Origin of the sequence: Rhodococcus sp. WWJCD1, from assembly GCF_002258735.1 — a bacterium.
GTDB lineage: Bacteria > Actinomycetota > Actinomycetes > Mycobacteriales > Mycobacteriaceae > Rhodococcoides.
On sequence record NZ_NOXY01000027.1, the window covers coordinates 240,576 to 253,548 of the forward strand.

Below are 12,973 nucleotides of genomic sequence, written 5' to 3' on the forward strand. Positions count from 1 at the left end.
GCGATGGACGCAACCACCGCCGGCCGCACCTCTCGCGCGCTCGAACTGATTCACTCGATGACCTATTTCCTTCCAGAGACACAGGATGCTCTGGTCGCGGCGGGATTGCCGCCGCGGGCCTGCTATTTCGCGGGTCGGGCAGCGCCTTTGGGACGGGTCGGCGCAGGTGTCGTCACCGCCACGTTCTACAACTTCAACCGCGAACTGGTAGCACCGCTCATCCCGGCCGCCTGGGACATCGCGTCACCCGACGAGATCATGGCCATCCGGTACGAGACTCTCGACGCTGCCTTCGGCCGACTGCTCGGCCCCGAGGTTCTGACGTCCGCGGACATGGCCGAGGCGGCCGACCTGGCATCGATCGCAGCCCGTGGAATCCCCGGCGACGACGGTCGACCCCTGTACGCCGCATACTCCGAGCTCGACTGGCCCACTGCGCCGCATCTGGTGCTGTGGCATGCCCTGACCCTGATCCGCGAATACCGCGGCGACGGTCACATTGCGGCGCTGCAGACGGCGGGCCTGAGCGGGCTCGAAGCGCTGATCACCCACACCGCCACCGGCTACGGCTTCGAGAAGGAGTTCGCGCGTAAGCGTCGCGGATGGTCGACCGAGCAGTGGGATGGCGCGGTCGCATCTTTGGCCGACCGAGAACTGCTCTCGTCCGATGGTGCCCTGACGCAGGACGGCAAAGATCTCCGCACGTTGGTCGAGGACATCACCAACGACCTCGCTGTTGCGCCGTGGGCCGCCCTCGGCGAGGACGGTGCCGCTCGGCTGGTCTCGCTCGCGACGCCGTGGCGTGAGTCGATCGTCGGTCAGGGCGTCATTCCCGACGGCGTCTTCGGACCGGCGATCAAGAAGAATTAGGCCGCCTCAGCTGGTGATGTCCTTGGTCGCGAAACGCCGCCACGCGATCAACCCGAACACGGCCGCGTACGTGATGGCCGAGAACGATCCCACCACCATGTCGTTCCAGTCGATACTCGTTCCGAAAGCGTCGATCCACGAATTGGCGTAGTGCCCGGGCAGGTAGTTGCGAAGTGACCCCAGTGCGGTGATCTGATCGAGAATCTGCATCAGAATCGACGTCATCACCGCGCCGCCGACGGCCCCGAGCGGGGCGTCGGTGAGCACTGACAGCAGCATCGCCAGGCCGGCCACCCACAGCAGGTTGATGCCTATGTACGCGACTGCGATCAGTAGCCGCACCAGTGAGGTTCCGTACGACAGACCCTCACCCAGTGGGGTGATGAGCGACTCTGCGCCGTACATCACGGTGCCGATCAACAGCGAAACGCCGACAAGCACGACGATCGCCGCACTCGACAACGTGGCCGACACCAATGCCTTCTGCGTCAGCAGTCGACTCCGAGGTACCGGGATGGCCAGGAGGTACCGCAGACTCGACCACGAGGCCTCGCTCGCCACCGAGTCGCCGAAGAACAGCGCCACCACGACGATCAGTAGGAACCCCACCGACATGAACAGAGCGAAGACCGTGAAGTTCATGCCTCCGCGAGTTCCGAGTTCGATCAGTCCACCGGCGTCCGAGTCGGCACTCGAGCTGCCGACGGTGAAGGCGATCGCAAGAATCACCGGGAGCAGGGCAAGAAATCCGATGGCCAACTGAGTGCGACGGCGTCCCAGCTGCCTGCGCAACTCGGTACGGAAGGGCAAGGTACTGCCGCCGGTGTAACCGGCAGCGCGCCCGTCTGCGTGTGCGGTGCTCATGAGCGATCCTTGCTGGTGTCGGACCTGGGGGTGTCTCGGTGGACCAGGTCGAGGAACACATCCTCGAGGCGGGTCGATTGGGAGAATCCGCGCACCGAGACGCCCGCGGTGACGAGTTCTCGGATGACTACGGCGGAGTCGGCGTCGGTCAGGTCGACGGTCACCGTTCCGTCGTCGACGATCACCGCGCCGTCGTGGCCGGAGGCACCCAGCACCGACCGCGCGCGGGTGGCGTCGTCGACCCTGATCTCCGTTTGTCCGCCCGCTGCGGTCAATTCGCGGACCGTTCCGGAACTGATCACCGATCCGCGATTCATGACGACCACATGGGTACAGGTCTGTTCGACCTCGGCGAGTAGATGGCTCGACACCAACACCGTTCGACCGGTCTTCGCGTAGTTGATCAGCACGTCGCGCATCGTCCTGATCTGCGGTGGATCGAGTCCGTTGGTCGGCTCGTCAAGGACCATCAGATCCGGCAGCCCCAGCATGGCCTGGGCGATGGCCAGCCGCTGCCGCATGCCCTGGCTGTACGACTTGACCTTGCGTTCGATTGCGGCGCCGAGGTCGGCGATCTCCAGTGCCTCTTCCAGGTGGGCGTCCTCGATCGGCCGCCCGGTTGCCTCCCAGTACAACCGTAGGTTCTGAGTTCCGGTCAGGTGGGGAAGAAATCCTGATCCCTCGACGAACGAGCCGAGTCTGGACAGCACCGGCGCGCCCGGCGTCACCTTGTGGCCGAAGACGCGGATGTCACCGCCGGTGGGAGTGATCAGGCCCATCAGCATCCGCAGGGTGGTGGTCTTTCCGGCACCGTTGGGCCCGAGGAGACCCAGAACCTGGCCCTGCTTCACCTCGAAGCTCACGCCGTCGACCGCGCGGAAGCCGTTCGAGTACGTCTTGGCCAGATCGGTGATCACCAGCGGAGTGTCGATCAGACTCTCGTCCACTTCGGCGACCGCGCGGCGTCTGGTCCGCACGACTCCGGCCACGATCGCACCAGCGACCGCGAGCAGGACGACCCCGATGCCGATCAGCGGTGCCACCGGAACGGTGCTGTTGGCGCTCTCCTCTGCAGGGACTGTGGGCAACGCAATGGTGTTGTCGGTCATGGCCACGCTGAACTGGGCCGGTTCGAGCGGAACGGCGTAGGCCTGATCCGTGGTGGAAACGCTCAGTTCGAGGTGATGACCCTGCTGGACGGTATAGCTGATGCCAGGCAGCGCGACGGTGACATCGACGGGATCGATGCCCTCGGTGTCGGGGAGGCGGATCGCCGAGACCGCGCCGCCTGGAAGCGTTCTGGTGCCGTTCGGTGCAACGTCGTAGAGCTTTGCGAACAGAACGGCTTGACCCGGTGAGGCCAGTGACGCCACTCGCAGGTTCACTCGAGGTACACCGGTGATCGTCACGGACGAATCGACGGGATCGCTGGTGAACGTCGCCGACTGGCCCGGCAAGTCCGCGGTCAGGGCTGCTCCGGCCCCGGTCGATCCGAGAGTCGAGAGCACCGAGCCCAAACCGGGTACCGACGAGATCGCCGACGGCGACGCTCCGGGCGGACGAATGATCGACTGGTTCTCCGCCTTGGGAGTGAAAGTGACGGATTCGGTCCGGGTGGCGTCGGAGTCGGCCGCCAGTCCCGGGTAGTCGGGAGCGGTCATCCGGCGGTTGCGGTCGCCGCCGCGCTCGTCGGCTGCCCGCTGAGTGGAGTAGACGAACGGCTGGCCACCGGTGGCAGTGTCGTTGTCACGCAACGTCGTGTCGAAGAAGTCGGCGATGGCCCGATCGCTCGTGCCGTCCGTTCCGCCGGCGTCGTGGCCGCCGTCGAACCATCGCACGGTGACGTTCCCACCGGCCGCCGCGATCTGACGCGCCGTCGCGTCGGCCTGATCCAGGCCGAACAATGTGTCCTGGGTGCCCTGCACCAGCAGAGTCGGTGCGGTGATGTTCGACGCCACCGCGACGGGTGAGTGTGCGGTCAGCAGATCGAGGAGCTGTTGGCTGCGGATCCCCGTCACCGCGGATTGGGCGTAGGCGTCGCAGAACTCGGGAGAAAACCTGCCGCACGCAGACGCGCCCTCGCCGGTCCCCGATGTTTCGGTCCCTGCATCACCGCTGTCATCGCCGTCGCTGGGCGGCGTGCTCGCTGCGCCCGCTCCGAAGAACACACCGGCCCAGCCACGCTTGAGCACGCCGGGTCCGCCGTACTCCGCCGCGGCGGGAGTGACCGTGTCGCCGAGGGCTTCTCGGCCCTCGGTCGAGGTGACGCCGTAGTTGGGGAACAGGGCCTGACCCAGGTCGTTCCAGGTGATCGCGGCGGCGATGGAATCGATGCGGGGGTCGGTGCCGCCTGCACTCAGTGCCAGTGCGCCGCCGTACGAACCACCGGCGACTCCTATGTGAGGGTCGCCGGGAGCGTCGAGTTCCACTTCCGGTTGTTCGGCGAGCCAGTCGATGAGTCCGCGAGCGTCGGCGACTTCGCGATCGGGGTCGTTGATCGAGATCGAACCCGTGCTGTCGCCGAACCCGCGTGCGCTGTAGGCGAGGACGGTGTACCCGCGAGCCGCGAGGTCACGTGCCTCACCGTCGACCGAGTCCTTGCTGCCGCCGAAACCGTGGGCGAGGAGCACCGTCGGCGCGGGTGTGACAGCCGGGGCGTAGAGCCGCGCGTCGATGTCGACGGTGCCCGTCGACCCGGGGCTGTCCGGTAGCGTGATGCGCGCATCACGAGTGGATGTGTCGGCGCTCGAATCCTGGGGGAGGAGTACGAATGCGAGAGCGGCTACCGCTAGAACTGCAATCACAGCGGCGCCGACAGTCATGGCCCGTCTCGACAGTGGCGGGCGGGGAATCGGCATGCAAACCAATGTATGTGAGTGGCGCGGATCGTGTTGTTCCCCAAGTTCACGTTCCGATCGGCCGGTTCCGGCTAATGTCAGCGAATCAGTCTCCGGACCACGTCATTCGGTCCTGTGACTTGCACCAATCGAGATCGACCAGAAGTGTCACATCTGTGTGTGACCGACAAATGGAGGAATGAATGAGCGCCTACCGCACCGTCGTCGTCGGGACCGATGGCTCCGAATCGTCACTGCGGGCAGTGGAGAAGGCCGCGGCTCTGGCGGGAGACGCCGATGCCACCCTGGTGATCGCCTGCGCGTACTACCCGGCCGATCCCAAGGACACGTCCGCTGCCGCCGACGCACTGCGCGAGGACGCCTACCAGATCACCGGATCGGCACCGACGCGTGAAATTCTGCGCACTGCGCGCGAGCATGCCACCAAGGCCGGTGCGAAGAACATCGAGGAGAAGGCGATCGTCGGCGCTCCCGTCGAGTCGCTGCTGGCACTCGTGGACGAGGTGAAGGGCGATCTGCTCGTCGTCGGCAACCGCGGCCTGAACTCGTTGACCGGGCGCCTGTTGGGTTCGGTTCCGTCGGACGCCGCTCGCAAGTCCACCTGCGATGTCCTGATCGTGCACACCGTCCGCTGATTTCACCCTGCGCACGCCTTACGGCCCGCTCCATCGAATCGACGGAGCGGGCCGTTGGTGTGTGCAGGTCTCTAGGCTTCCGGCTCGAACGGCTGCAGCGCCGAGAGTTCCTTCGGTAGCGGGTCGACGTGCACCACGCCGAGTCGCTGGGTGGCTCGGGTGAGTGCCACGTAGAGGTCGTTCATTCCCTTCGGCGACTCGGCCACGATGGCACTCGGCTCGACGATGAGAACCGAGTCGAACTCGAGCCCTTTCGCGTCCTTGACCGACGACACGGTCACCACGTCCGAAGCCAGATGTCGGAAGTCGGAGACGCGACCGGCTGGAACGAGCACTGCGCTCAGCCCAGGTCGTGGGTGCTCTGCGACCCGCTTCTCCACTGCGGTGAACAGGTCCGCCTCCAGCACTTGCAGCGCCCACGGTGTCACGCCGGTGCTGCGGATGGACCGGGGCTCGGACTGCTCGGGATCGATCGCGGCCAGCACGTCGTGCGCCACCACCATGATCTCCGACGGCGTCCTGTAGTTCACCGTCAGTTCGGTCCGCTTCCAGCGTTGTGCCACATACGGTTCGAGTACCGAACTCCACGAAGACGTTCCGGCGGGATCGCCGGTCTGCGCAGTATCGCCCACCAGGGTCATCCACCGATTCGGTATGCGCCGCATCACCATTCGCCACGCCATGGTCGACAGTTCCTGAGCCTCGTCGACGATCACGTGCCCGTATGTCCAGGTCCGGTCGCCGGCTGCCCGTTCGGCGGTGGTGAGGCGTTGACCCGAATTCTGCCGTCGCGCAAGCTGATCGGCGTCGATCAGGTCGTAGGCCATCAGGATCTCCGGATCGAGTTCGTCCTCGAGGTCCTGTGGTGCCGAACCGGTCAGGATGTCCAGTGCCCCCTGGGCGTCGGCGATCTGGCCGCGCCACTGACGTTGTGCCTGCTCACGTTCGGCCGCATCGTCCACACCGAGCAACTCGGCCAGCTCGTCGAGCAGGGGAGCGTCGGCAGCGGAGAAACCCCGGCCCCGACGGCTCAGCGAGTCGCGCTCTTCCGCATCCAGTTCCGGTGCGGCCGAGGCGATCTTCTCGGGCGAAGCAAACAGGTCGTGGAGAACCTGTTGGGGAGACAGATCCGGCCACAGCTCGTCGACAGCGGCCATGACGTCCTGGTCTTCGCGCATCTCGTCGCGCATGTCCGCGATGTCGTCGGCGCTGAGCAGGCTGGATCCGTCGACCAGGTTCTGGCCCAGCTTCGCTGCCAGTTGGTTGGCCAGTTGATCGATCACCGAGGACACGAACAGTGGCCGAGCGAGGTTGTGCGGTCGCCGCGACGAGCGAGCGCGTCCGCGAGCTCGGGTGACGATCTTACGGTCGAGCGTGATGTCGTAGGTGTCGAATTTCAGCCGCCTCGGTTGCGCGGGAACTTCCTGCCGGTCGCGTACCGCTCGGGTCAGCACGTCGACCATCGACAGTCTGCCCTTGACCTCGGTGGCCAGGGCCGAATCCTCTCGTTGCGCACGGACTCCCGGGTAGAGGTCGCCGATCGTGGACAACAGCACACCGGTTTCGCCGAGCGACGGCAGCACCTGTCCGATGTAGTCGAGGAACGTGGCGTTGGGTCCGATGATGAGCACGCCGCTCTTACCCAGCTGCTGGCGGTAGGTGTAGAGCAGATACGCGGCGCGGTGCAGCGCGACGGCCGTCTTGCCGGTGCCCGGTCCGCCTTGAACGACCAGCACACTGCGATGCTGCGACCGGATGATCGCGTCCTGTTCGCTCTGGATCGTTTCGACGATGTCGTTCATCTGGCCGGTACGCGCAGCATCCAGAGCCGAGAGCAGCGCACCTTCACTTGCGACACCGCCTGCTACGGCAGCATCGCTCGACGATCGAGCCGAGTTCAGATCCAGGAATTCATCGGCGATCGACGTCACGCGGCGGCCGCGGGTGCGAATGTGCCTGCGCCGCAACACGTTTTCCGGCGCAGCCGGCGTCGCCAGATAGAACGGCCGGGCCATCGGTGCTCGCCAGTCCAGCAGCAGCGTTTCGTAGTCGTTCTTGTCGTCGAGGATTCCGACTCGGCCGATGTAGCGTTCGGGACGATCGTCCACCTTGGGGTCGAGAGAATCCGGATCGAGGTCGATACGTCCGAAGCACAGTCCGTTCTCTGCGGCGTCGTACTTGGCGATGTCCTCGGTGTACATCTGGTTGAACGATTCGCGTTCGCTTCGGGCCTGTGGTGTTCCACCGGTCTCCAACAGCACGGCCCGCAATCGGTTTGCCGCGTATTCGCGCAGCGCGTCGAGCTGCGTGTACAGCCTCGTCAGATGCGCCTGCTCGAGGTCTTCTTCGATCGGTATGTCGGAACCGCTAGATGTGTGGCCGTCGTCCGGCAAAGGGTCTCCTCGGGGATTCGGCCGAGGCGAAGATATCGCCTCGAAATCAGCCAGAGCAGTCTACGCCGCACAACGGCCCTGCCGCAGAACCTCGAGTTCCGGGGCAGGGCCGCTGTGCACGAGCGGGCGCTCGTTGTGTCCGCGAGGACTACTTGGCGTACTGCTGAATCTTCTTGTCCAGATTCTTCTGAGCCTTGGCAACTCGCTTTTCGAGCTTGGCGCGGGCCTGCTCGGTGACCTTCTCGAGCTCCCTGCTCTGCTTCTCGGCGCGCTTGCGAGCGCGCTTGCCGAGTGTCTCCACGCGATCGGACGCCAGATCGGCCCACGTGACTCCGCGCTTCTGAGCCTCGTCGGCGAGGACGGAGCCCTTCTCAGCGGCCAGATCGGCGAGCTTGGATGCCCGCTTCTGCGCGACGTCGGCCAGTTCGACGCGACGATCCGCGGCAACGTCGACGAGCTTCGATCCACGCTTCTGCGCGAGTTCGGCCAGGTCGGTTCCGCGGTGCGCTGCCTTGTCGGCGAGCTTGGATCCGCGCTTCTGGGCCTCGTCGGCCAGGTCGCTGCCGCGGTCGGCGGCGAGTTCGGCGAGCTTGGACCCGCGCTTCTGTGCTTCCTCGGCCAGTTCGGAGCCCTTGTCGGCTGCGATATGAGCCCAGCGGCTCAGTGCCGGCTGAGCAACCTCGGCCAGCTCCGAGCCCTTATCGGTAGCGATGTCCGCGAGCTTGGCCAACTTGGGCTGGGCGGCGTCGGCGAATTTGGCCAGCTTCGGCTGGGCAGCCTCGGCGAGATCGGCGCTGCGGCTCGCGGCGACGGCTGCGATTTCCTTGACGCGCTCACCGGTCTCGTGGGTGGAGTGCCCCGGCAGTGCCGAGACGACGGTCTCCTGCGCGCGGCGTGCTGCCCGCTTGCTACGCCATGCGACGGACGGCTTGCCCTCGGTGTCGACGGCCGCGATGAGCAGTCCGCCGAGGAGGCTCAGGTTCTTGAAGAAGTGGATGCGCTGCGCAGCCTTGGTCTCCGGGTCGGTCTCGTTCCAGAAGGCGTGACCCGCCAGCGTCGTCGGAACGAGGCTTCCGGCCAGTGCGATCGATGCGATACGTGGTGCCTTGCCGGTCGCCAACAGAATGCCGCCCGCAACCTGAATGCCGCCGTTGATGCGAACCAGCGTCTCCGGGTCCTCGGGCACATTCGCGGTGACCTCGTTCGGTAGAGCGTCCTTGCCCTGCTCGATCAGCGGAGCGGCAACCTTTGCCTTGCCACTGGGGTTACGGAGTGCGTCGACGCCCCCGGCGATGAAGATCGTAGACATCAACGGACGGGCGATACGGCGGACCAGCATTGACAGCCTCCTGCGTAGTTTCTCGTGTCATCGGCGTTAGGACATCGCACGGCGGTGGGGAAAACCTACCGGGGTGCGTCCTTTTGTCACACTATTCATACCCCGTGTTCGACGGTCTCAAGCGCGCCGATCGTCACCAGCCCCGTTCGCGCCATTCGGCCAGGTGAGGGCGCTCGGCACCGAGTGTGGTGTCCTTTCCGTGGCCTGGGTAGACCACGGTGTCGTCGCCGAAACGGTCGAACAACTTGGCCGTCACGTCGTCGAGAAGGTGGGTGAAGTCCTCGGGGCTTCCAGTTTTTCCGACGCCCCCGGGGAAGAGTGAATCTCCGGTGAAGAGATGGGTGCGGGTGCCGTCCGTATCGGTCAGCGCGAGTGCGATGGAACCGGGGGTGTGTCCGGTCAGGTGCACCACATCGAACGTGAGCTCGCCCACCGTCACCGTGTCCCGATCGGCCAGCAGGCGGTCCGGAGCGACGGGCAGCGGCTCGGCATCGAGTGCGTGAGCGGCCGTCGGTGACTCCGTGCCACCAGCGATGTCCGCCAGAGCCTGCCAGTGGTCGGCGTGCTGATGCGTCGTCACGATGAGCGAGAGCGTCGGTGCGTTCTCGTCGATGAGCAGCGAAATGCGTTCGGCCTCGTTGGCGGCGTCGATCAGCACCGAATGACCCGTTGCGGAACAGACGACCAAGTAGGTGTTGTTGTCCATGGGGCCGACCGACATCTTCGTGATCGTCGCGCCGGGAATCGTGCGCCGCTGCGGCTGCGAACCCTGAGAGACGACGCCGGTGTAGTTGTCGTCGATGACCATGAGGTGCTCGTCCATTTCGAGGACGCTACCGTCGGCGGCCCGACGAGGGGCGTCGGGGTCGTGCACGTGGAAAAGTGTGTCGGTGCCTGGATCTACCATTGCTACTGCGTGAGGTTCGTCCCTCACCAATACAGGTTTTCGACGTGGGGTCGTCGGTTACACGACGTGTAACCGGTGCATCGGCACCACACGTCATCATGCGACTCGACAGTTGCGCAGTGCTGCATCGAGCAGCGACTCGACTGGACGTGCTCGTTCGGAAAGAAGGGAACACAGTGGCGGATCGCCTGATAGTGCGAGGTGCACGGGAGCACAATCTGCGGGGAGTCGACATCGACCTGCCTCGCGATGCGCTGATCGTGTTCACAGGTCTGTCCGGCTCGGGCAAGTCGTCCCTCGCCTTCGACACGATCTTCGCCGAAGGTCAGCGTCGCTACGTGGAGTCGCTGTCCGCGTACGCGCGGCAGTTCCTCGGCCAGATGGACAAGCCGGACGTCGATTTCATCGAGGGGCTCTCGCCTGCGGTCTCCATCGATCAGAAGTCGACCAACCGCAACCCGCGGTCGACCGTCGGCACCATCACCGAGGTCTACGACTACCTCCGGCTGCTGTACGCCCGCGCCGGCACGGCGCACTGCCCGGTGTGTGGTGAACAGATCGCGAAGCAGACTCCGCAGCAGATCGTCGATCAGGTGCTGGACATGGAGGAAGGGCTGAAGTTTCAGGTCCTCGCTCCGGTGGTCCGTACTCGCAAGGGTGAATTCGTCGACCTCTTCGACTCGCTCAACACGCAGGGTTACTCCCGTGTGCGCGTTGACGGCGTCGTGCATCAGCTCACCAGTCCTCCTGTTCTCAAGAAGCAGGAAAAGCACGACATCGAGGTCGTCGTCGACCGACTGACCGTCAAGTCCAGCTCGAAGCAGAGATTGACGGATTCGGTCGAAACCGCTCTTCGACTTGCGGACGGCATCGTCGTTCTGGATTTCGTCGACCGCAACGAGAACGCTCCGGACCGCGAACGCCGGTTCTCCGAGAAGCTCGCGTGCCCCAATGGTCACCCGTTGTCCATCGACGATCTCGAGCCGCGGTCCTTCTCGTTCAACTCGCCGTACGGTGCCTGCCCCGACTGCGTCGGACTCGGCGTGCGCAAGGAGGTCGATCCCGAGCTCGTCGTTCCCGACGGCGATCTCAGCCTCGCCGACGGAGCTATCGCACCGTGGTCGATGGGCCAAACATCGGAGTACTTCGGCCGCCTGCTGTCCGGGCTCGCCGACGCGATGGGGTTCGATCTGAATGCACCGTGGAACAAGTTGCCCGCCAAGGTCAAGCGAGCGGTTCTCGAAGGCAGCGACCACCAGGTGCACGTGAAGTACAAGAACCGTTACGGCCGAACGCGCTCGTACTACGCCGAGTTCGAGGGAGTGATGCCGTTCCTGCATCGTCGTCTCGAGCAGACCGAGTCCGAGCAGATGAAGGAACGCTACGACGGGTACATGCGCGATGTGCCGTGCCCCACGTGCAACGGTGCCAGGCTGCGGCCCGAAATCTTGTCGGTCACGATCGCGGCGGGCGACTTCGGTCCGAAGTCGATCGCCGAGGTGTGCGAGCTGTCGATCGCCGATACCGCGAACTTCCTGAACAGCCTCACCCTCGGTCGTCGTGAGGAGGCGATCGCGGGCCAGGTGCTCAAGGAGGTGCAGGCGCGCCTCGGCTTCCTGCTCGACGTCGGCCTGGAATACCTCTCCTTGGCCCGAACGGCCGGCTCGCTGTCCGGCGGCGAGGCCCAGCGAATCCGGCTCGCCACCCAGATCGGATCGGGCCTCGTCGGCGTTCTCTATGTGCTGGACGAGCCCTCGATCGGTCTGCACCAGCGAGACAACCGTCGGTTGATCGACACGCTGACCCGGCTCCGCGACCTCGGAAACACGCTGATCGTCGTCGAGCACGACGAGGACACCATTCGTACCTCCGACTGGATCGTCGACATCGGGCCGTTGGCCGGTGAGCACGGCGGCCGCGTCGTGCACAGCGGCTCGTACGAGGACCTGCTGACCAACGAAGAATCTCTGACCGGCGCGTACCTTTCCGGGCGGATGGAGATTCCACTGCCGGACACCCGCCGCGTCGTCGACAAGAAGCGTCTGGTGACCGTCGTGGGTGCCCGCGAACACAATCTGCGCGGTATCGACGTGAGCTTCCCCCTCGGGGTGCTCACCTCGGTCACCGGAGTGTCCGGTTCGGGCAAGTCCACGCTTGTCAACGACATCCTCGCGACCGTGATGGCCAACAAGCTCAACGGTGCCCGCCAGGTTCCCGGCCGGCACACCCGGATCAACGGACTCGACCAACTCGACAAACTCGTCCGGGTCGACCAGTCGCCCATCGGACGCACGCCGCGCTCCAACGCGGCAACCTACACCGGCGTCTTCGACAAGATTCGTACGTTGTTCGCAGCCACCACCGAGGCCAAGGTGCGCGGCTACCAGCCCGGCCGATTCTCGTTCAACGTCAAGGGCGGTCGGTGCGAGGCATGCTCGGGCGACGGCACGCTCAAGATCGAGATGAACTTCCTCCCGGACGTCTACGTTCCGTGCGAGGTCTGTGAGGGTGCGCGGTACAACCGCGAGACACTCGAGGTGCATTACAAGGGCAAGACCATCGCCGAGGTTCTGGACATGCCGATCGAGGAGGCCGCGGATTTCTTCGAGGCCATCACCTCGATCCATCGATACCTCAAGACACTTGTCGAGGTCGGTCTCGGATACGTGCGTCTCGGTCAACCGGCCACCACGTTGTCCGGTGGTGAGGCGCAACGCGTCAAATTGGCGGCTGAATTGCAGAAGAGGTCCACGGGCCGCACCGTCTACATTCTCGACGAGCCGACCACCGGCTTGCACTTCGAGGACATCCGGAAGCTGCTCGGCGTGGTGAACGGTTTGGTGGACAAGGGCAATACCGTGATCGTCATCGAGCACAACCTCGATGTCATCAAGGTCTCCGACTGGGTGATCGACATGGGTCCCGAGGGCGGGTCCGGTGGCGGAATGGTTGTGGCGCAGGGTGATCCGGAGGCTGTAGCGGCTGTGCCGGAAAGTTACACGGGTAAGTTCCTGCAGGAAGCGCTCACTCGTGAGTCGGTTGTCTCGCAACCGGTGAAAGCCGCCCCGAAGAAGCGCAGGCCGCGAAAGGTCGCCGCAGTCCGGTAG

General features: G+C 65.0%; 8 protein-coding genes. 3 read left to right on the top strand and 5 right to left on the bottom strand.

What is annotated here, in order from left to right; genetic code table 11:
• Positions 1-3 precede the first annotated feature (3 nt).
• Positions 4-870, top strand: a complete 867-nt coding sequence (locus CH286_RS20480; protein WP_032404013.1) for an SCO6745 family protein — start codon at positions 4-6, stop codon at positions 868-870.
• A gap of 6 nt (positions 871-876) precedes the next feature.
• Here CH286_RS20480 and CH286_RS20485 read toward each other — a convergent pair whose 3' ends face one another.
• Both CH286_RS20485 and CH286_RS20490 read right to left on the bottom strand, forming a co-directional pair.
• Entirely contained in the window at positions 877-1,734 is an 858-nt protein-coding gene (locus CH286_RS20485; protein ID WP_032404014.1) for an ABC transporter permease, read from the bottom strand.
• A complete protein-coding gene (locus CH286_RS20490; RefSeq protein WP_094610218.1) occupies positions 1,731-4,592 on the bottom strand; it encodes an alpha/beta fold hydrolase in 2,862 nt (953 codons plus the stop codon). Before CH286_RS20490 ends, CH286_RS20485 begins: the two co-directional genes overlap by 4 nt.
• A gap of 182 nt (positions 4,593-4,774) precedes the next feature.
• On the opposite strand from CH286_RS20490, the gene CH286_RS20495 reads away from it, so the two are divergent.
• Positions 4,775-5,227: a universal stress protein gene (locus CH286_RS20495; protein ID WP_032378962.1), complete on the top strand. Its 453-nt coding sequence runs from the start codon at positions 4,775-4,777 to the stop codon at positions 5,225-5,227.
• Between the two features lie 71 nt (positions 5,228-5,298).
• On the opposite strand, the gene CH286_RS20500 is transcribed toward CH286_RS20495, so the two are convergent.
• The 3 genes from CH286_RS20500 to CH286_RS20510 all read right to left on the bottom strand — a co-directional run bounded on the left by CH286_RS20500 (position 5,299) and on the right by CH286_RS20510 (position 9,782).
• On the bottom strand, positions 5,299-7,620 hold the full coding sequence (locus CH286_RS20500) for a HelD family protein (protein ID WP_032404016.1): 2,322 nt from the start codon (positions 7,618-7,620) through the stop codon (positions 5,299-5,301).
• A 148-nt stretch (positions 7,621-7,768) separates the two neighbouring features.
• On the bottom strand, positions 7,769-8,959 hold the full coding sequence (locus CH286_RS20505; protein ID WP_032404017.1) for a DoxX family protein: 1,191 nt from the start codon (positions 8,957-8,959) through the stop codon (positions 7,769-7,771).
• A 133-nt stretch (positions 8,960-9,092) separates the two neighbouring features.
• Positions 9,093-9,782, bottom strand: coding sequence for an MBL fold metallo-hydrolase (locus CH286_RS20510; RefSeq protein WP_032404076.1), 690 nt, complete (start codon positions 9,780-9,782; stop codon positions 9,093-9,095).
• Between the two features lie 260 nt (positions 9,783-10,042).
• Between CH286_RS20510 and uvrA the strand changes: the two genes are divergently transcribed.
• The gene (uvrA, locus tag CH286_RS20515; RefSeq protein WP_094610251.1) at positions 10,043-12,973 is read left to right on the top strand and encodes an excinuclease ABC subunit UvrA; all 2,931 of its coding nucleotides are present in this window, start codon (positions 10,043-10,045) and stop codon (positions 12,971-12,973) included.

Bases quoted from the DNA above. Each gene is read 5' to 3' on its own strand.
- CH286_RS20480 (WP_032404013.1), top strand. From the start codon at position 4: ATGGACGCAACCACCGCCGGCCGCACCTCTCGCGCGCTCGAACTGATT.
- CH286_RS20490 (WP_094610218.1), bottom strand. From the start codon at position 4,592: ATGCCGATTCCCCGCCCGCCACTGTCGAGACGGGCCATGACTGTCGGC.
- CH286_RS20485 (WP_032404014.1), bottom strand. From the start codon at position 1,734: ATGAGCACCGCACACGCAGACGGGCGCGCTGCCGGTTACACCGGCGGC.
- CH286_RS20505 (WP_032404017.1), bottom strand. From the start codon at position 8,959: ATGCTGGTCCGCCGTATCGCCCGTCCGTTGATGTCTACGATCTTCATC.
- CH286_RS20510 (WP_032404076.1), bottom strand. From the start codon at position 9,782: ATGGACGAGCACCTCATGGTCATCGACGACAACTACACCGGCGTCGTC.
- CH286_RS20495 (WP_032378962.1), top strand. From the start codon at position 4,775: ATGAGCGCCTACCGCACCGTCGTCGTCGGGACCGATGGCTCCGAATCG.